Source organism: Carnobacterium inhibens subsp. inhibens DSM 13024, from assembly GCF_000746825.1.
In the GTDB taxonomy this organism is placed as follows: domain Bacteria; phylum Bacillota; class Bacilli; order Lactobacillales; family Carnobacteriaceae; genus Carnobacterium_B; species Carnobacterium_B inhibens.
In genome coordinates this window covers 2,218,730-2,239,119 of the sequence record NZ_JQIV01000006.1, presented here as the reverse complement: position 1 = coordinate 2,239,119, position 20,390 = coordinate 2,218,730, and the positions used below count along the sequence as shown (strand labels likewise).

The 20,390-nt window shown below is 33.7% G+C and carries 20 protein-coding genes; 1 reads left to right on the top strand and 19 read right to left on the bottom strand.

The annotated features are described in order from the left end of the window. Positions 1–8 precede the first annotated feature (8 nt). The 14 genes from BR65_RS11750 to BR65_RS11685 form a co-directional block, all read right to left on the bottom strand. Positions 9–455 (bottom strand): VOC family protein, encoded by a 447-nt coding sequence (locus BR65_RS11750; RefSeq protein WP_023177011.1) that lies wholly within the window; start codon positions 453–455, stop codon positions 9–11. 96 nt (positions 456–551) lie between these two features. Beyond that, on the bottom strand, positions 552–1,361 hold the full coding sequence (locus tag BR65_RS11745) for an aldo/keto reductase family protein (RefSeq protein WP_034538342.1): 810 nt from the start codon (positions 1,359–1,361) through the stop codon (positions 552–554). 202 nt (positions 1,362–1,563) lie between these two features. Then, positions 1,564–2,130, bottom strand: coding sequence for a hypothetical protein (locus BR65_RS11740; protein WP_023177009.1), 567 nt, complete (start codon positions 2,128–2,130; stop codon positions 1,564–1,566). Between the two features lie 230 nt (positions 2,131–2,360). Further along, positions 2,361–2,630, bottom strand: a complete 270-nt coding sequence (locus BR65_RS11735) for a toxin-antitoxin system YwqK family antitoxin (protein ID WP_051932769.1) — start codon at positions 2,628–2,630, stop codon at positions 2,361–2,363. Between the two features lie 81 nt (positions 2,631–2,711). After that, positions 2,712–2,996, bottom strand: coding sequence for a hypothetical protein (locus BR65_RS11730; protein ID WP_034538341.1), 285 nt, complete (start codon positions 2,994–2,996; stop codon positions 2,712–2,714). Positions 2,997–3,144: 148 nt separating this feature from the next. Continuing rightward, positions 3,145–4,086 (bottom strand): alpha/beta hydrolase, encoded by a 942-nt coding sequence (locus tag BR65_RS11725; protein ID WP_023177006.1) that lies wholly within the window; start codon positions 4,084–4,086, stop codon positions 3,145–3,147. A gap of 140 nt (positions 4,087–4,226) precedes the next feature. After that, positions 4,227–4,769 (bottom strand): DUF1697 domain-containing protein, encoded by a 543-nt coding sequence (locus BR65_RS11720; protein WP_034538339.1) that lies wholly within the window; start codon positions 4,767–4,769, stop codon positions 4,227–4,229. Between the two features lie 70 nt (positions 4,770–4,839). Next, a complete protein-coding gene (locus tag BR65_RS11715) occupies positions 4,840–5,760 on the bottom strand; it encodes an alpha/beta fold hydrolase (protein WP_034538338.1) in 921 nt (306 codons plus the stop codon). Positions 5,761–5,982: 222 nt separating this feature from the next. After that, a complete protein-coding gene (locus BR65_RS11710; protein ID WP_023177003.1) occupies positions 5,983–6,936 on the bottom strand; it encodes an ATP-binding cassette domain-containing protein in 954 nt (317 codons plus the stop codon). After that, positions 6,929–8,020 (bottom strand): ABC transporter ATP-binding protein, encoded by a 1,092-nt coding sequence (locus tag BR65_RS11705; RefSeq protein WP_023177002.1) that lies wholly within the window; start codon positions 8,018–8,020, stop codon positions 6,929–6,931. Before BR65_RS11705 ends, BR65_RS11710 begins: the two co-directional genes overlap by 8 nt. A gap of 11 nt (positions 8,021–8,031) precedes the next feature. Next, entirely contained in the window at positions 8,032–8,961 is a 930-nt protein-coding gene (oppC, locus tag BR65_RS11700) for an oligopeptide ABC transporter permease OppC (RefSeq protein ID WP_156098868.1), read from the bottom strand. 1 nt (position 8,962) lies between these two features. Then, on the bottom strand, positions 8,963–10,465 hold the full coding sequence (locus BR65_RS11695) for an ABC transporter permease (RefSeq protein ID WP_023177000.1): 1,503 nt from the start codon (positions 10,463–10,465) through the stop codon (positions 8,963–8,965). Positions 10,466–10,553: 88 nt separating this feature from the next. Beyond that, positions 10,554–12,515, bottom strand: coding sequence for a peptide ABC transporter substrate-binding protein (locus BR65_RS11690; RefSeq protein WP_034538336.1), 1,962 nt, complete (start codon positions 12,513–12,515; stop codon positions 10,554–10,556). A gap of 714 nt (positions 12,516–13,229) precedes the next feature. Next, positions 13,230–13,775, bottom strand: a complete 546-nt coding sequence (locus BR65_RS11685) for a TetR/AcrR family transcriptional regulator (RefSeq protein WP_034538335.1) — start codon at positions 13,773–13,775, stop codon at positions 13,230–13,232. A gap of 45 nt (positions 13,776–13,820) precedes the next feature. Between BR65_RS11685 and BR65_RS11680 the strand changes: the two genes are divergently transcribed. Next, the gene (locus BR65_RS11680; RefSeq protein WP_211251492.1) at positions 13,821–14,711 is read left to right on the top strand and encodes an MFS transporter; all 891 of its coding nucleotides are present in this window, start codon (positions 13,821–13,823) and stop codon (positions 14,709–14,711) included. Between the two features lie 102 nt (positions 14,712–14,813). On the opposite strand, the gene BR65_RS11675 is transcribed toward BR65_RS11680, so the two are convergent. The 5 genes from BR65_RS11675 to panD form a co-directional block, all read right to left on the bottom strand. After that, positions 14,814–15,191 (bottom strand): DUF956 family protein, encoded by a 378-nt coding sequence (locus BR65_RS11675; RefSeq protein ID WP_034538333.1) that lies wholly within the window; start codon positions 15,189–15,191, stop codon positions 14,814–14,816. 327 nt (positions 15,192–15,518) lie between these two features. Next, positions 15,519–16,160, bottom strand: a complete 642-nt coding sequence (locus BR65_RS11670; RefSeq protein WP_034538332.1) for a 4'-phosphopantetheinyl transferase family protein — start codon at positions 16,158–16,160, stop codon at positions 15,519–15,521. Further along, a complete protein-coding gene (locus BR65_RS11665; protein WP_244877171.1) occupies positions 16,157–18,703 on the bottom strand; it encodes an AMP-binding protein in 2,547 nt (848 codons plus the stop codon). Before BR65_RS11665 ends, BR65_RS11670 begins: the two co-directional genes overlap by 4 nt. A gap of 310 nt (positions 18,704–19,013) precedes the next feature. Then, a complete protein-coding gene (yqeK, locus tag BR65_RS13505) occupies positions 19,014–19,988 on the bottom strand; it encodes a bis(5'-nucleosyl)-tetraphosphatase (symmetrical) YqeK (RefSeq protein WP_051932766.1) in 975 nt (324 codons plus the stop codon). Then, positions 19,985–20,386, bottom strand: a complete 402-nt coding sequence (gene panD / locus BR65_RS11655; RefSeq protein ID WP_034538328.1) for an aspartate 1-decarboxylase — start codon at positions 20,384–20,386, stop codon at positions 19,985–19,987. Before panD ends, yqeK begins: the two co-directional genes overlap by 4 nt. Between the last annotated feature and the right edge of the window lie 4 nt (positions 20,387–20,390).

Here is a 20,390-nt window from a genome sequence, read left to right as displayed (position 1 = left end):
TCTCCTTTTTAAATTTGAGTTTCTTCAATAATGAGCATTTCATTCTCATCGAATTTCCAACTAGGTCCGTAAGCAACTTCCCAATAATAACCTTCTATATCTTGAAAATACCCACTATATCCTCCCCAACTTGTTCTCACCGGATCTTTTACGATTTCTCCACCATTCTTCTTTACGCGAGCCATCATATCATCTACTTCATTTTTTGATTTCACATTACACGCTAAAGTTATCCCATTAAATCCACGTTCTTGGATCATCGGAGGCGCTGCTTCATTAATATCCTTTGCTAATTCTTCGATTGGAAATAATTCTAACTTACTTCCTTGATTATTGAAAAAAACGATAGCTGGTTGTTCCGTCTTTTCGAACGTTTGAAAGCCGATACGCTTATAAAAATCTAAAGCAGCCTTCATATCTCTTACCCCTAGACAAATTAAATTGATTCGGTTCATTTAAACGTCTCCTTTTTTCTTTTATTTCCCTATTTAGTTGTTTATATAGATGACGAAAAGCTTATTTAAGCCTGATCACTTAAATAAGCTTTTCAATTATAAAGACTCAATTATAAATTGATCTTCTTTTGTCAATTCAAAATCAAACAATTCTAAATTTGACGCTTGTCGTTCTACGTTATGAGACTTTGGAATAACCACTACACCTCTTTGGATTTGATAGCGCAACAAAACTTGTCCCCAGTTTTTTCCATAATTCTCAGCAATTTTATTCAACTTATCGATTTGTTCTTGGGTTACTTTACTTAATGGTCCCCAAGCTTCTGGGACAATGTCATTTTTAAGCAGATAGTCAATCAATTCATGGTTCCAAGTATGTGGATTAGATTGAATTTGGTTTACTACTGGTTGAATACGAGCAAAGTTATGCACAGTTTCCAACAGTTCAATGGTAAAATTCGATACACCTATCGATTTAATTTTCCCGTTGTCCACAAAAGATTCTAATACTTGCCAAGTCTGTTTCAATTTTGCTTCATCTTCAATGGGTTGATGGATCAAATAGAGATCAATAAAATCTGTTTTTAGATTTTTCAAACTGTTTAGTACGGTTTGTTCTACTAGTTCTTTTGAACCAATATAAGCATCATCAGCAGGAATTTTTGTAGTGATATAAAATTCTTCACGAGGAATGCCACTTTCAAAAATTGTCTTTCCAACTCCCGCTTCATTTCGGTAAGAAATAGCCGTATCAACCAGTCGGTATCCAGCTTGAATAGCTGACTTCAATGCACTAAAGTCTCCATTCAATTCTCCATTGTATTGATTGCCTTCTTTTCCATAGGTGTTCGTTCCTGTTCCGACTACGGGTATTTCTATTCCATTAGCTAATGTGATGGTTTGCATTGGCTCATTCCCCTTTACTATTTCGTTGAATTCTTTTTCTATTCTCATACTAAGGATTTTTATAGTTCTAAGTCAAGTTTTAACAATTTTTCCCCACTAAATAATTTCTAAATAAAATTTAGCAGCTGAAATGTTTAGAACAAAAAAACATCCTGCCTCTTTGTTAGATAGAGACAAGATGTTTATAAACGATTTAGTTAATTTATTCAGCTACAGTTGTTTCTCCAGTTACAGTACCTGCATCTAATACTGCAGAATCCATTAATTCTTGAGAATCGAATGTAACATTTCCTTCAACTGTTGATTCAGCAAGTTCGAATCCTTCAGCTTTTACTACAACATCTCCAACAAATGTTCCATTTTGGATTTTAAAGTTTGGAGATTCAACAGTCATAGTTGGTGCTGTTAAGGTAAATTCATCTGTTACATTATGGTCATCATCTTGTGAGTACAAAGCTAATTTACGGTAAATATCTCCGCTTTCTTCACCTTTGTCATGGAAAGTTCCTGTTACAACAAGATCTTCAGATAACGTTACATCTTCTGTGATTGCATAGATCCAAGTACCATCTGCACTAAGTCCTGCCATTACATCTGCTGGATCATTACTAATAGATGCTGTTGTTACAACTTCTGTGCTTTCAGCAACTGAAGAAGCTGTTGATTCTTTGTCAGCTGTATCTTCATTATTTCCACAACCTGCTGCAAAAATGACAATTGATGCACAAGCTCCTAAAAATAGCGCTCTTTTTTTGTTTGATTTAATCATAATATATCCTTACCTCCAAATTTTTTTATGCGTTTCCAAAGCTACCAACACCATTTATTAAGAAGAATTGATCCGCCTTAACAACTACAAATATAGTGTACAACATCTTTGTGAATTATTCAACTTGTTTTGTTAAAAAATTGAAAAATAATCATTTTGTGACCAAAATTTGTATGAATAATTATTTTCCTCGTTGATATTTTTAAATTTCATTAATAAATCTAAGCTATTCAAGACTTAATTTCTTTTCCATCATTAAATTGAGTATCTTTTTCAATTTCTCCATTTCGATGGTAACGAACCCACTTACCGTCTTTACTATCATTGTTTAAGTGGCCCACTTGCCATAATTCTCCAGTTTTTCGGTAGAAACTCCACTCCCCTTGCATCTTCCCATCAAATGGACCCGTTGCTTTAACTTTCCCATTTTCGAAATAATGAGTACGTATCCCATCTTCAGTCAGTTGTTTTAGTTGACCGTTCTTATAATACCCTTCCATATTACCCCTCCTTGTGAATTAGTTTCAAATTCTCTTTAATAAGTACCTTTTAAATTAAAATGGCACTTACTTTCTTCATTTCTACTGTTGTTCTTGTTCAAAAATAAACGGACTATAAACTATTTCAATTTTTTTATCTAAGGTGAACGATAGGCTGTCTACAAAATGAGGCAATGAATGGATTCGAATGGCATCTTCTGATAAATCAATAACGATAGGTTCAATATTTCCAAAGTTTTTTGACTTGAGAATAACAGCAACTTTACCATCTTTATTATCCAGTATATCTACCTTATCACACAAATTTATTTTCCATCCTTTAGTTAGTTCATAAGTAGTTGTTCGTTCTTCTTTTTTCTTGGTCACTATACACTTCACTCCTCTAAAAGCCTTTTCATTTAGTATAGCTTAAATATTAATTAATCCCAATAATAAGTTACTCTTAAAATGATTGGTCCATCAAAAAGGCCCAAAGGTTAATTACATCTCACTTTTGGGCTTTTAGCTTATTTATTTATGAAATATATTCCAACACAAAATCTTGAACTTTTTTCTTATAGTCTTCTTTATTCTGTTCATATGATTCTGCATGATCAGCATTCGGTGCAATATATAGTTCTTTAGGTGATGGATTAGCTTCATACACATCATACACCATTTCTGTTGGTACAAATTTGTCATTTTCACCATGAATAAACAACATAGGAACGGTATTTTTTTTAATTTGTCCTACTGTATCAGCTTCTCCAAACCAGTAACCCGAACGAATCTTTGTTACTAAACTGGTTACAGGAATCAAAGGAAATTCTGGCAAATCGTACATATCTTTTAATTGATACGCCAATTCTCCATTTAGAGAGCTGTATCCACAATCTTCCACGATCACCTTAACATTATCTGGCAACTCTTCTCCACTGACATTCATGACCGTAGCTCCGCCCATACTGATTCCAAATAATGCCAATTCAGCATCTGTACCGACCTTATCAAGCATCAGTTGAATCCACTGCAAATAATCATTTCGCTCGTGCCAGCCAAAACCAATATAATCCCCTTCACTTGTTCCGTGTCCACGGGCATCCGGTACTAATACATTAAACCCCATATCATGATACAGTTTAACATACGGTGCCATTTGTTCTAGGTTTCCTGCATATCCATGGGCCAATATAGCTACTTTTTCAGAATTAGGATCGCCTTCAATATAAATTCCAGAAAGCTTTAAACCATCCTCAGATTCAATAGATACTTCTTCACGCTCTATCTTATCGTACCATTTCTTTTCTTCCAGCCATGGATCTTCTGGATCATAATCTCCGTCTACATCAGCTGCTTCAATAAAATCCTTTTGGTTGATGGCTACAGCTACATCATAGAAATAATTTCCTGCGAAACCCAAACCAATCACAACTAAAATTACTAAAACTCCTAAACTTATCCAAATTTTTCTTTTCATTTACTCACACTCCACTTTTTTGTTGATCGAACCATATAACCATTCAGTTTATTCTACCCTTTTCTTCTATCAATGTGTACAACAAAGACAAAAAATAAAAAGACACGCATTATTCGAACTGTTATACTCAAAATTGCTTACTAATCTTCTAAATAATTAAGCAGTTTAAGGGTTGTATTTCGATTCCTTATGGTTACCTTTTTATAGAATGTTTGGTGGGCCAGCTTCGAATAATACGTTTTACTGTAATTATTTTTAAAAGCAGAGGACCAAAAGATAGCATGTTTTCCTATATAGACTTTTTCATAAGTAGTATCAATAGCCGATAATAGTTCAACAATTTCTTTCTTATTTGCTGAAGGCAACAAAAATAACGCATTGTGTTTGTAATCTGCATCTTCTCCCCACCATGTTGGTATACCTGCTAATTCCATTTGGTATTTCTTACCAGAAATAATCACGATATCAACTGGAAAAGCAAAGTAACTCGCTAAGATATTTTGGCATTTCACCAAAATATCTTGTTCCGTTCCTTCTGCACTATCAACAATCAAATTGCCACTGTTAATGTGTGATCTGACATTTGTAAAACCAGTATCAATTAGATACTGCTTTAAAACACTCATTGGCACTCTATTTTTCCCACCAACGTTGACTCCTCGTAATAAGATAATAAATTGCATACTGCCAACTCCTTTTTCTGTTTAAACACTTAGTTAATAACAGATGGCTTTTTCGTAATCATTACCTTTTTTATGGTGTTCCCCATAAAAAATCAGCAACCGCTTTATCTACTTGGCTATTTTCATGCAGCTGACTATGAGAAGCTTGTGATCCAGTAACGATTTCCTCACTATAATTCATTTCATTTATTTGCATTAAGTGCCCTATGGATAATCCACTTCTAAGAGAAACAGTTCCATCTCCATCTGACCCATCTTGCACATCTCCAACGATATTCAACAATGGTGTCTCTTTGGGATACTGTTGGATGCCAGCAGCAAAATCACTATATCGCTGACTGATGACTAATGGACCATCCTGGATCAATGCATCAAGTGACTGCTCTTCATTACCTGTTACAAAATCATTAAATGGTGCTCCAATTGCAACAAATCGATTCACTATTGGCAGTGAATCGTCATCTCCGTATGTGACTAGATAGCGAAAACTGCTCACTCCACCCATTGAGTGACCAACTAGATTTACTTCTTCGATCTGATACGTTTGTTTTAAGTAGACTAAAACAGCTTTGATCCAATCTGCTTGATTCCATTCATTATTTTTATTGTCTGTAAATAGCACCTGAATCAATGGATTATCAGATTGGTTATCCCAAGTACCTGTATCCAAAACACTGCCATCCGGTTGAACCGTTACCGTTAAACTTTTTTTCCCCCAACCGCTTGTTTCAAAACGAGACAGCATACCACTAAAACTTCCTTCAGTTCCACCATAACCATGAATAAAGAGTGTTGGAATGGTCGTTTGATTTGTAGTTAATGGATCCGTTACGTCACTGCTGGAAGTACTAGGTTCACTAGGACTATTTGACTTCGATTCACTAGTTGGATCACTTTCTTTAACAGTTCCAGCTGTTTTTTCATTTCCACACCCTACACTTACTAAACTAAGCACTAGGATTAGGAAAGAAAAAAAGAACGTCTTTTTCATAGCTCTTTACTCCTCACTATTTTTTACTATACTACCAAAAATAATCTAATTTCCTTGAATTGGTCCTATTTTATTATTTTTATAATGTATCAAGATTAAAATCTTTCTTCATTATAATTCTTATCGCTTCCTTTTACTATTACCAATCATTGCAAAAAAAATAAACCCCTACTATTTCCATAGAACAGTAGGGGTTTATTTTTCACTCTCTTAGAAAGTCAATTAGTTATCCAGCTCAACCTTATATTTTTCAATTTCCGGTTGGTTTGCCCATACGAAATGTCCCTCTTTTATTTCTACAAAAGAAGGCTTTTCTACAGAATAATCGTGGGTGGATTCATCATAAACAATCAAAACTTTTTCTTTTTCTATTTGAGGATCTGGTATAGGTACTGCAGACAACAGAGATTGAGTATAAGGATGTATCGGATTTGTAAATAACTCTTCTGCTTCTGCTAATTCCACAATTACTCCATGATGGATGACCGCTATTCGGTCAGAAATAAAACGTACAACCGATAGATCATGAGCAATAAACAAATAAGTAAGATTTTTTTCAATTTGCATCTTTTTTAACAAATTAAGTACTTGAGCTCGAATGGATACGTCTAATGCAGAAATAGGCTCATCGGCCACTACTAATGTTGGATCCATAACTAAGGCTCTGGCAATTCCGATACGCTGACGCTGTCCACCTGAAAATTCATGAGGATAGCGAGTTAAATGTTCCGGCAGCAACCCTACTTCTAAAATGATCTCTTCTACTTTTCTGATTCGGTCTGCTTCATTTTCATAAAGATGAAAATTATGCAGCCCTTCTGAAATAATATAATCGATCGTAGAACGTTCATTTAACGACGCAGACGGGTCTTGAAAAATCATTTGAATACTTCGTATGATGTTCGCATTTTCTTTACGGGACAATTTTTTATTGATTTTTTTTCCTTCAAAAAGAATATCTCCATTCGTTGTTTCATTGATTCGAATAATGGACCTTCCAATAGTTGTTTTTCCTGAACCAGATTCTCCAACTAAGGATAATGTTTCTCCTTTATAGATATCAAAGTTCACATGATTAACCGCTACAAATTTATTTTTTCCTTCTCCAAAAGTCACTTCAAGATCTCTTACAGACAACAAAACTTCCTCTTTTGTCTTTACCTTTGTCTCATTCAAGAACTGCTCCTCCTTCCTTATTACTGCCATAGCCTGTATTTCTCACCATTGCTTTCATCTTTTCATTCAGGTTCTGAATAGCTTCCGGCATTTCTACTTTAGGTGAACGAGGGTCCAGCAACCATGTTTTAGCATAATGTTCATCATTCACTTTAAAGAAAGGCGGTTCCTCTTCAAAATCGATCTGCATAGCATAAACATTTCGTGGTGCAAATGCATCTCCTACTATTTCTTTATACAGCGACGGTGGTGTCCCAGGGATCATGCTAAGCGACTCTCCTTTAATACCTAATTGGGGCATAGAAGAAAGTAAACTCCATGTATAAGGATGTTTTGAATTATAAAAGATATCTTCAGCTGTTCCATATTCTATAACTTGCCCCGCATACATAACCGCTACTCGATCTGCAACTGAAGCTACTACTCCTAAATCATGAGTGATGTATATCGTTGCGAAAGAAAATTCTTCTTGCAAGCTTTTGATTAACGTCAATATTTGAGCTTGAATCGTTACATCAAGCGCTGTAGTAGGCTCATCACAAATCAAAATTTTAGGACGGCAAGCCAACGCAATAGCAATGACGATTCGTTGTCTCATACCACCAGAATATTGGAAAGGATATTCATTAAACCGTTCTTTTGCATTGGGGATTCCCGTTTTTTCCATTAATTCAATGGCTAGTTTTTTTGCTTCTCCATTACTCTTTTTTTGATGTTTGATGATCACTTCTGTAATTTGGGAACCGATTGTCCGGATAGGATTAAGGGAAGTCATCGGATCTTGAAAGACAGTTGCTATTTCAGCTCCTCTTATTCCTTCCCATTCACGGTCATTTTTTAGTTCTAATAAATTTTTCTCATTGTATTCAATTTCTCCATTTGCAACAAAACCGTTAGAATCCAACATACCAGTAAACGTCTTTGTTAGTACTGATTTCCCAGAACCTGACTCTCCAACTATCGCTAACGTTTCATTCTCGTATAAATCAAGTGAGATATTGCGAATAGCGGTTAGTACTCGATCGCGAACATTAAATTTAACAGTAATATTTTTTGCTGAAAGGACACTTTTTTCTTTTGACATTTTTCTACACCTCACATGTGTGTTCTAGGATCGGATGCGTCAGCTAATGTTTGACCGACAATATAAAGTGAAACGGTAACAAGAGCTAATACGATAACTGGTATCCAAAATAAATAAGGAAAATTGTTCATATTTACAGTATATTTTGAGATGATTCGTCCTAGAGAAGGAATATCAGAACTTAAACCCACTCCTAAAAAGGATAAGAATACTTCATAGGAGATGAAACTTGGCAAAGCACGTGATACATCCGTTACAATAACTGAAATAAGATATGGTAATATATTTTTTAAAATCATTCGATGCAAAGGTGTCCCTAAGCATTTAGATGCTAGATTATATTCACGGTCTCTCATGATCATGACTTGAACACGAATAAAATGAGCTGTCCCTATCCAACTTGTCGCACACATTGCAAACAGTAAATTCCAAAATCCACTACCAAATGCATACGATAAGACGATAACAATCAGCAAAGTCGGAACATTAGAAACCACGTTATAGATCTCAATCATAACACGGTCTACCGCTTTTGAGCTTCCCCAGACGGCTCCTACGACAACGCCCACAACTGTTGTAATGAGGGTTGCCAGTAAGCCAATTGAAATAGAAGTCCTGGCCCCTGCCCAAACAGCATCAAATAGAGATTGTCCATTTGAATCCGTTCCAAACCAATTTCCTTTAGAAGGCCAGTTGTAACGATTGGAAAAGTCATTGATGCCTTCCACATCCATAAAATCATACTGACTGATTAGTGGATGAATAAAAGAAAAGCCTAAAATGATAAGCAATACGATAAGCATGCTAATAGCAACTTTACTGCTGAAAAATTTTCTGCCTACTGATTTCCAATACGAATATTTTGGTGCATCGATTCTTTCAGACTTTAAAGAATCCAACGCTACAAATTGAAACTTGTCTGTATTTGTATTTTGTACCATCTTAATGGCCTCCTTTTTTCGATAATAAGCTGATTCTAGGGTCAATAATGGTCAACATGATATCCCCTAACAGGACAGCTAGAATCGATAAAGTAGTAAACACAAATAATAAACCAATAACCATAGGATTATTATGTGCAATGATCGCATCTGGCAACATTTTACCCATACCTGGAACTGCAAAAATCGTTTCTGTGATCGTTGCACCTTGGATGGTCAAAATAATGGTTCCCGGAATTCCACTCACGATTGGAATCATCGCATTTTTAAAGATATGTTTCTGTGAAATTTCTTTTTCAGATAATCCTTTAGCTTTTGCAAATTTCACGTAATCAGCAGATGCCTGATCAATCATAAATCTTCTGATCCAAATAATCAGTCCTGAAATGGATAACAGTCCTAAAATGACGGTTGGAAGAATATACGATTGAATACTTGCTGCACCTAGTGTCGGGAATGAATCTGGTAACCCGAAGAATGTACTTCCAATAAAGCGGAAGAAATAAATAAAAGCCAAACTTGGTACGGAGATAAGAATCGTAACTAATCCTACCCCAAATCGGTCAATGAGTTTTCCTTTATGGCGTGCCATCAGTACAGCCAATGAAATACCGATCGTATAAGAAATAACAACGGAAATCAAACCAGTGATCATAGAGATTTTGATCATTGACGGATCCTGATAGTTATCTTTAGATTTAACGTAACTATCGTTATAGCGTTCAGTTTCCAAACGGTCCAATGAATCTGGTGTTTTGTACTTTCTTGAATGCAGATCTGCTGGTGACTTTTCAGTCAATCCAGTTTCATAGGTGACTTCTTCTGGTTTTACCTTTCCTTGACCGCTAGAGATGACATCGGTCACACTTCTACCACTATATGTTGGATATGAAGTTCCTAGATTTAATTTGACAAAGTTCTGGTGAATAAAAGGGAAAGAAGAATCAAAGTAAATCAAATATTTAGATCTCGTTCCAGAACCTGTTAATGTTAAGCCAGCCGATTCAGTGTATTCAAACTTTAGATATCTAGGCAGATCAGGATTCTTTGGATCTTGTACCGCCCATGGATGGTCAATTTGAATCAATTTTGAATAAAATCGCCCAACTCTTTGCAAAATTGGAATTTCCCTTACAGCGTAGTAAGTTTTGGATATCGGCATTTGTTCCAGTTTCCAGCCTTTACTCCTATTTTGTTCTTGCCATTCCTCAAAAACTTGACTATTTTCTTCGTTCATAAGGGCAGCGTACTCGTCATCATCTTTAGCTATTTCCGAAATAATATCACTGCTTTTATAATAATCAATGTACCCCATACGTTTGTATGTACTATTTTCATAATCGACTCTTTCATCTGGACTTCCTTTTAAACGACTGTACACAGGATCACTTTGGAAAATCGTATATCTCGGCACTAAAGAAAAAATCATGATATAACCAATAGTCGTTACCAAAAAAATACTGATGATTGAACGAATAATTCTATAGAAAATGTATTTTTTCACTTTATTTCCTCCAGACCTATAACAAAAAAGGATTAGTTTTTATGCTAATCCTCTTCAGCATTCCTATTCATTTTATTCATAGATTTTTTTATTTTTCTTGATTCCGCTCATCATTCCATTTATCAAGAGCTTCTTGATATTGGTCTGTTGTTACAATGTCTTCTTGCAACTGAACATATTTCAATTTGTCAGCAGCAATTCCTGACCAGCTATATGGAGCGCTAAATGGAACAACCGTCGTTACACGCGGCAGGCCACCACCAGCATAGATTGGAACTTGAAGAGCATTGTTCAATAACCAAGCTTCAGCTTTAGCATAAGCTGCGTAACGTTCATTTTCATCTAAAACTTTACTCGCTTCATCTAATAAAGCATCGTATTCATCAAGGTTAACGGCTTCTTTTGCACTAGCAGTTACATCTTCACCTTCAACAAGTTCACTACCATCAAGTCCAAGAGTTGTAAGCATATCTCCAGTTCTTGAGTTGTAAATGTTCAAGTAAGTTGATGGATCTTGATAGTCAGGGCCCCAACCAGAAGCTGTAGAGATGTCAAAGTCACTAGCTATACCAGTTGTTGCTTGGTATGTTGCAGCCAAGTAAGCATCATCATTAAGCAATTGGATATCAACAACTACATTGTCAGTTCCTAAAGTATTTTCAATTGAGTTCTTCAATGATTTTGCACTATTCACATTGATTTCGCTTGTTTCCATAATTGGAATATCCAAATGGATTGGGAACGAAACATTTTCAGCAGCCAAAGCCTCTTTGGCTTTTTCTAAATGCTCAGCCGCTTTATCTTTATCAAAATACTCATCATGTCCATCAGCTAAATCAATATCTGCCCACGTTTCAGCATCAAGAGCTTGAAGTTCAGCTTCAACAGTATCTCCGTAATCTTTGCCGTCAATTGCTACAAACGTAGGAGGAACTAGTGTATTTCTTAAAGCTTCGCTTGATGTTTCTTCTCCCACACTTTGTGCATTATAAGAGGCACGATCAAAAGCAAATTGAATAGCTAGTCTAAAGTCACGATTTAAGATAGCAGCTTTTGTAGAAGATTTCTCTTTATCAGTCGTCTTACTTGTTGCGTTGTAAGATTCCCGATTCAAGTTAAATGACATATTGTAAGTCGTACCATTTGTTTGAGAGAAAGTTACACCATCTGGATACGTTTCTTGAACTTCTGCATAACCTGCTGAGTTAGGATAAACTCTAGCTAAACTCAAATTGCCTTCTTGGAAAGAAGTAAATAAACCATCTGGGTCACTTCCGTCATTATACGTATATTTCACATCATCAAGATGTACATTTTCGCTGTCCCAATACATTTCGTTCTTTTCATATTCGATAACTGATTTCGCTGTGTTATTGGTTAAAATGAATGCTCCATTATAGAGAATTGAATCTGGAGAAACAGAACCAAAATTTTCACCTTGAGAATTCAAAAATTCTTCATTAACAGGATAAAGAATACCGTAAGTAGTTTTTGAATTCCAATAGGATTCTGGAGTGTTTAATGTATACTCAACTGTGTAGTCATCGATTGCTTTAACTCCTACTGTACTGAAATCAGTAGTTTTCCCACTAGCATAATCTGCCAATCCTTTTACACTATCAGCTACTATGTAAAGTGTTTCTGAGTTAATATCGGCTGCATGTTTTAATCCTGTTACAAAGTCGTGAGCTGTAACTTCTGCATATTCTGTTCCAGAATTCGTTACCCACTTAGCACCTTCACGAAGTTTATAAGTATAGGTTAATCCATCCTCACTAACTTCCCAGTCTTCTGCAAGAGCTGGAATTAAGTTTCCTAATGAATCATTTTCAAGTAAACCATCCACAAAGTTTGTATAATGTACACTGTTGGTCTGACGACTCGAAAAAAGATAATCTAAGGTCGCAATATCAGTAGAGTAAATGTAGTTATAAGTTCCTCCTTCAACTACTGTAGTTGAATCAGTGCTAGCTTTGCTTTCATCATTAGCCCCCGCACATCCCGCCAATGCAAATGAAGTTGCTAGAAATAATAGTATTGTTTTTTTCAAATTTACTCCTCCTTTTTAATAAACTTCTAGATATTTTTTTGTTTAAAAGATTATTATTATGTGTTTAACCTACTGTTTTCAAAATAAAATCTAACAATTTTTTATACAGATAATGAGAACGATTAAAGATCTTAAATTTAGTATTAATTATTCCCCTTCTTTCTTCTTCTTTTTTATGTTTATAAAGTATTTATATACTTTCTCTAAACATGAAGTATAATCTATAAACGGAAAATGATAATCCTCATAGTTTTCTAATTATCCAAAACTCGTAGGGGGAAATAATGAATGCATTAGTACCATAGGAAAACCACTTTCCTGATTATAGTTAGAGTATGCTTTTTAAAAAACACTCTATATGTTTTAACTATTTCATCATAATAATCTAATTGTTTTATAATGTCAATAGCATATATGTAATTTATGTAAAAGTTCTGATAATTGTATACAATGATTATTTAATTTATTCCACCTCTTATAAAACACAAAAAAAACCTAAACATTATAAGTCTAGGTTTTCTCCTTTTTAAAAAATTAAGCCATTTAACGGCTCCCTCATTGAAGGGGCAAAAGCTACTCCCTTATGAGACCATTTTTGAAATAATCATACCAATCTTTTATCCTTTACAATTATTCTTGTTCAGATTTTAAATATCGGTATAAATTAAAGCCAAAACATCCAAACGCACCTATTAAATGCCTTTATGAATTGTGTCATCTCTTCGTCATCAATACTGACAGTTGCTCTGCGATATATTCAGAGCTGTGATGTTTGCCATCACGTATCCACCACATTAATATACCTAGGATCGAAGCCGCGATGATATCTTCTGAAATGATCACATCTTTTGTTGTCATTTTTTGCATACCACGCCTCACTTGCACTAATTCTATAATAAAATTATGGAGCTTCTTTTGAAAACCCTGTTCCTCAAAAAGCACGGATAAATACTTTCGATGTTGATAAAAGTAATCCAAAAAGATAAGCAGCTGTTCATCTACAGCCATTTTTTCTAAAGACAAGATTAAAGACAATTGATCAGACAAATCGTCAAAAATATCATATACGACTTGTTTCAATAAATCATGCATATCTAGATAATGTAAATAGAATGTAGCACGATTCAATTCTGCTTTTTCTGTTACTTTTTTAACGGTTAACTGTTGTATATCTTGCGATTCTACTAATAGCGCTATCAATGACTCTTTCAAAATACGTTTGGAGCGAACAGCACGCGGATCCTCTTTTTTAGCAGACATTTTAATCCTTCTTTCGTCTATTAAATATTAGCCTTTAAATATTTAGTGAATGTATCGGAAGGATCAAAAGCAAAATTAGATATCGTCAGTGTCACTCTTTCAACACTTGGATTTGGTCTAGTATTATTCGGATTTAGCAGTGCAGGTAATCGTGTTTGGGGTGATACACTAGTTTTAGCCTCTATTATCATAGGAGTTATATCATTAGTGTTATTTTCAGTACGTCAATTACGTTCAAGAGATCCATTCTTAAATCTACGTGTTTTTAAAAATAAAATCTTTACGATGACATCTTTCATCAACATTATTGTAACTATGATGTTATATGCAGATATGATTTTATTGCCAATGTATTTACAAACCGTACGCGGTTTTTCTGCGTTTGATTCAGGGTTATTATTGCTGCCTGGAGCCCTTATTAATGCCATTTTGTCTCCAGTTGTCGGAAAATTATATGACCGATATGGTGCGAAGCCATTATTCATTATTGGATTGCTTTTTGTTATTCCTTCAATGTGGGTCGTTACTAGTTTAACAGCTTCAACAACCTTTACATTCTTGATGATTCGTACGATTTTCTTACGTATTGGTTTAAGTTTTATTACAATGCCACTGAACACGGCAGGGTTAAATGTTTTACAAAAAGATCTTATTAATCATGGTACGGCTGTTAACAACACCGTTCGTCAAATTGCAGGAGCGATTGGTACAGCTGTTGTAATAACGATTTACTCTTCAAAAGCAACCCTTTACGCAGGTAATTTAGCAGCACAAGGTATAACAGAAAACATCAAGTCTTTAACATCCATTTTTGCTGCAAGTAAAGCCTACTACTTTATGACGATTTTAGCAGTTCTTGCATTGTTTCTTACTTTCTTGACACCATTGAAGAAACCTACTCCAGTCATTGAACAAATAGAAGACTTAGAGTATTAGTAAGTTGTTCTATTTTATGACTAACCCTAAGTAAAAGAAGAGCTGCTAGTTGAATACACTAGCGGCTCTTCTTTTACTGTATCAATTTTGATAGAGATAACGTTACTTTTTCTTTTTACCCACTGATTTAAACGCACGTTTCATAACCTCAAAAAAACTTAAAGACTTTACCATATATTGTGGATCAACATATTCTCGTATAGCTCTGAGAACTTCCTTAGGTTTCTTAGAAGAAAAGGTAAAAGTTCCTGATTTTTTCGTTTTAATCGCATACCGTGGAATCCATTTTCCTCTAAACATTACTGAAGCAATTACACTTTCTACTTCTTCCCAAGGAATTTGAATGAATTTACGTGGGTCACGGGAATTAAAAAATTCAAAACCTTGATCGCCAATCATAATTTTTCCGTAATCCGTCAATCCTGTAAAAGCGGTGGCATCTATTACCAAGTCTACCTTTTTATTAATTGATTCAACCATTCTATCCGCTCCATTTCATTTTATCCTGCTTAATTATTATAGATTGTTTCAAGTTCTTAGGTCAATAAAAACAGTAAAGATATGACCTAAAATTTTTTTATATATGAACTATTATTAGTTCACCAATTAAAAAAACTTTTTTACTTTTTTTATAAAAGCCATATCACACATTCAACTACATTTTAAAGAATAAACAATTAAATGAACGGATATACATCTCCAGCATGCTAAGCAACATACAATAACCTTCCAAAATATTGATTCTCACTAAAATTTTTTTTAATTAATAACTACTTTAGATCATTAAGACTTTTAAAGAATAATCAACTAAATACTCATAATAAAAGCCATAATATCGCTGTCTTTAACAAGTTGTATTTCACTATCTGTAGAGAGTTCACTAGCAATACATATAAAATTTTCCCTAAGTTGATAATATTCAAAATTGATGGCAGGGTTCCTTCTATCAAAGATTTCATCATTAATATAGAACAAATCTGTATAGGGAGCAGAATACCAATCCTCATTTAACAATTTACTTAAGGATTCTTTTACTGTCCAAAATATAGTTCTTAAAAATGGTTTTAACATAATCTGACATTGTTCACTCGACGAGCACACTATATCTATAATTTCTTGGTCAATTTGAAAACAAGACTCGCTATCAATCCCAACATTCTGATTTGAAGTTACAATAGCAACTAAATTATTTGTATGAGTAATAGAAAAATAGTCAGATTCAATAGAATCAGAAATAAAAGGTTTTCCATTTTCCCCCTGAAATATTTCACCAACGGGATGACCCTTTTCCATACAAAGCAAAATATAGGCCATTGCCACATTATACCGATCTTTTTTCTGATGAAATTGTATTGCATATTTATATCGAAGTGGAGCAAATTTTTGAACAAACTCTAAGACCGGTTGATATAACATGTCATTTGAAAAATGAATCATAACTTTCTTCATTTTTTTTTAACTTCTTCAGATGTAAGACGAAGCTGTTTTTTTATGAATAAACACGTCTCTTTTTCTATAAATAAATAATCATGTCCTGAATATACATCTTTAATTGAAACATCCTCAAAGATAGATTTGATTTGATAATCAGTCAAAGGTTTTTCTTCAACCATACTTCGAATAAAAACAGTAGGTACCAAAGTTTTTTTAACTTCATAATTAAATAAATCTTCAAAGACTCTATTGTTATTTTTAATCAAATGTTCAGTGGTAATATTTTTTTTACCAATTCCTTCAAAAATATGAGTTTCATTGAAGTATTTTCTATAATATCCATTTCTTTCTCTTTCTTGAGCTAACTCAAAATCAGACTGTTCCAAATAGAAAGGCGAATCAATAATAGTTAACTCATTAATGAATTTACTACTTTTCTTATTTTGTAATTGATAACAAATCTCACTTGCTATCACACCACCATAACTCCAACCCATAAGATTAAATGTTGAAATTTCTTTTTCGGGAGCAAAATCTTCAATAAGCTGTATGTAATACGCTGCTATATTTTCAACTCCATTAATTCTTTCACCAGTAGTAAGAAGATTATGTGGCTCAATAACATATATTGGAAATTTTGGTGAGTCTATATCACTAAATAATGGCTTATATACATCACTTCCAGTATTTCCAGAATGAATCACAAAAAGTGCAGGAGTATCTTTCATGCATTCATCTCTCATAACAAAACTATAAATTGGTTGAAATTGATTGTCTTGCTCTAAGAAGTTTGCCATATCATTAAGCTTCGTGTGTAAATGTAAATCAACAAAATTTATTTTTTTATTCAAATCTTGTAATATTTTCACACCTAGTTCCATTATTTGAAGAGAAGTTGCACCAAGTTTCTTAAAATCACTATCATGTCTTATATTTTTTATTTCAATATTTAAAATTTCACTCCAAGTATTTTTTAGATATTGTTCATTTTCTTTTTGTACACTAGTGATTATACGATTATCTTCTAACTTATTTTGATGTTCCCATAATTCAAGTAATTTTGTTTCATCTGTTTTACCATTACTATTCAATGGAAATTTTTCTAGTTGTATCATCCGAGATGGAACCATAACCGATGGTAAAAGATTTTTTATTTTTTGTAGAATAATTTCATCATTAACTATTTCTTTACTAGTGAACCAACAACAAATTTGATTTTTATTAATCGTTAAATGACTCTGTTTTAGATTTGGAATAAGCTCGCGAATAACTTTTTCTATTTCTGTCAAATCGATACGTACACCATTAATTTTATATTGGCGGTCACGTCTTCCATGATATTCTATATTACCATTCGGTAATATAGATGCAAAATCTCCCGTACGGTATCCTCGTATATTCTTTCCTAAATATTGAAAGTCAATAAATACTTCCTTTGTTGCTTCTTTGTTTAAAAAATATCCAATTGCAACTTGTGGACCAGAAATAAATAATTCACCAACTTGTCCGTCCAAAAGAACTTGGTGGTTATCACCCAAAATAAAGGCATTCATATTTCCTACTGGTTTTCCTAAGGTAATTTCTTGTTTTATTGGATCAATTTCACAGATAGTTGTAGCTCCACACTCTGTATTTCCATAGATATTGAAAATCTTATAAGTTACGTGCTTTAGATCAATATTTGGAAATCGTTGTCCAGATAAAGTTAAGAGACGTAGACTAGGAATATTCATTGTCCGAATCACAAGTTCACCAATTGTAGCAGTTGCATTCATAAATGTTATTTTATTTTCATTTAGATAGTTTTCCAATGAAACCAAATCGTGACGTAAATTTTCAGTAAGAATATACAAAGTTCCTCCGGAGTATAGTGTAGAGAAAAGTTCAATATAGCTGATTGCAAATGAATAGGGGGTGAAACATGCAACACGATCCTGCTCATTTAGTTGAAAAGATTTTTTCTGCCATACAACCGTATTCTCTACATTTTGTCGAGGTATTTCGACAGCTTTTGGTATCCCAGTTGAACCGGAAGTAAAATAAATGGCCCATGCATCTGAGGAAACATCTCTATCCTGCTCAATTTCTGTAAATACGTATTTTCCCTCATGTAATGAGATTATCATTTGAGCTTTTGCCAACTCTACCATTTGTTGCAATCTAAGTTTCGGTTGTGTAACGTCTTGAGGTATGAATGTGATATTCTCTTTAGTTAATGCAAGTACAATAATTGGAAAATAAACACTTCGAGGAATTTGCAAAACAACAACTTTCCCTTTTAATTTATGGTGATGTATTAATCCAACAACTTCGTCAATTGCAATTTTCAACTCAGAGTATGTCAATTGAATATGTTCATCCACTAAAGCATTTTCATGAGGATCTGTTTCTGCAAAGCTTAAAATTCTTGTCAAAACATCCATGTTTTTCATAATCAAATTTGTATATTTAGATTTAAATATACTTCTCCTTATATTTAAATTTGTGGGTAGCTCCCACATAAGCCTCAAATTATTTAATACACTTGAGATAGTACTATAGGTTAGTTTTTTCTCCATCACTCTTTATAAGAGATTGTTTGGTAATGAAATCTTTAGCCGCAGCTATTTATTATTTTGATGTAACATTAATGATTGATACAAGTAAAGTTAAAAATTTTTTGCCGGAAAAAATCAGTTAGAACCTTTATTTTCCATACGTTTTCATTTTATATTATTTTCCAATTACTTTTTCAATTGATACTCAATATAATTTATCTTTCAATAGATTAAACTCTTGATAGTTACTCTTTTTCCATCAAAAATACTAGAGTAAAACAAAATTGAATTAGACCTACCATACATATATAATTTGTCCTATCACTCAGGTTTATCTTTTTTCTAGCGATTGATAAGCGTTCGCAACCACTTGGCATAATTCTTCTCCGTAGTCGTATTTTTGTCGATGATGTAAAATTGCATTCAACAATTCTAAGTTTACTATATCAAATTCGTTTTTTGCAAAATAGCAGCTTAACTTGGGAAGTAAAGATTCCGGTGTTTCTCCATTCGTATCAATTCCGATGATTTTTGCTACTTCACTCTGTTGTTCATCAAATATCGTATTAGTAGCATTAGAAAGCACGGCTGCTAAAAATGCGTTATCCGCGTTTATATTTTTATTTTTTGCTAACTCATAAGCCTTAAACCCCATCTGGAAAGCATACTGGAATTGTGAAACAATTTCATTTAAATAATACTTTTCCCTTACCTCAGAACTTATTACTGCATTAATATTTTGCCTAGTTATAACAGGAAATTTTTTTTTCTGAATATAAAAACTATAACTACGTTTCAAAAACGGGTGAACTACGTAGAGATCAGAATCCCAAAGCCACTCAAGAAAATATTTACATCCTTCATCTAAAGAAGAATTTAAAGCACTAAGGAGGCCTTCTAAATATGGTGGATCACCATTACGATCCCAATGAATTTTATCAGCAAGGAAAACAATTTTCACAAGCGGAGATGCTTCATCTATACAAGTTGTATGATAAAGAATCGCATCTAATATATCTGTATTTTCAATGTCAAATAAAGCTTGTGCAAAATAAGCTCCTTGTTTTGCATGAATAAGCATTGGAATCTGATATTCTTCATCAGTTAACGCTATCCCAAAAGATTCTGCTACAGATATTCTATCAGAAGTTGGGATTGCACCACCTAAATCATGGAGACTGCCTGCAATAAAGGCAGTCTCTGGATTAATATTATTTTTTAATGCAAGTTCAAATGCCACTTTTCCTACTCCAAAAGCATGTAAGAAATTTTCAGTTACTGGTGTTAAGAATCCACGTTCTTTCATAGATTCTTCAATTCTTCAGTTAATAGCCCATACTTTTCATATCTTACTTGTTTTTCAATTCGATTGTCATCATCAACTAATACAACATAAGGCTTTACTTTTTTAGCTTCATTAATTTCCAATTGTCCATAACTCATAATAATGATTTTATCACCAACAGAAGAACAACGAGCAGTAGCACCATTCAAGCAAATCATACCTGAATTACGTGGTCCAGCAATAACATAAGTTTCAAATCGTTTTCCATTATTAATGTCAGCAATTTGAACTTTTTCATATTCAATAATGCCACTTGCTTCCATCAACGATTCATCGATCGTAATACTTCCTACATAATTTAATTCTGCTTGTGTAACTGTTGCACGATGGATTTTTCCTTTTAGCATTTCAATTAACATACAA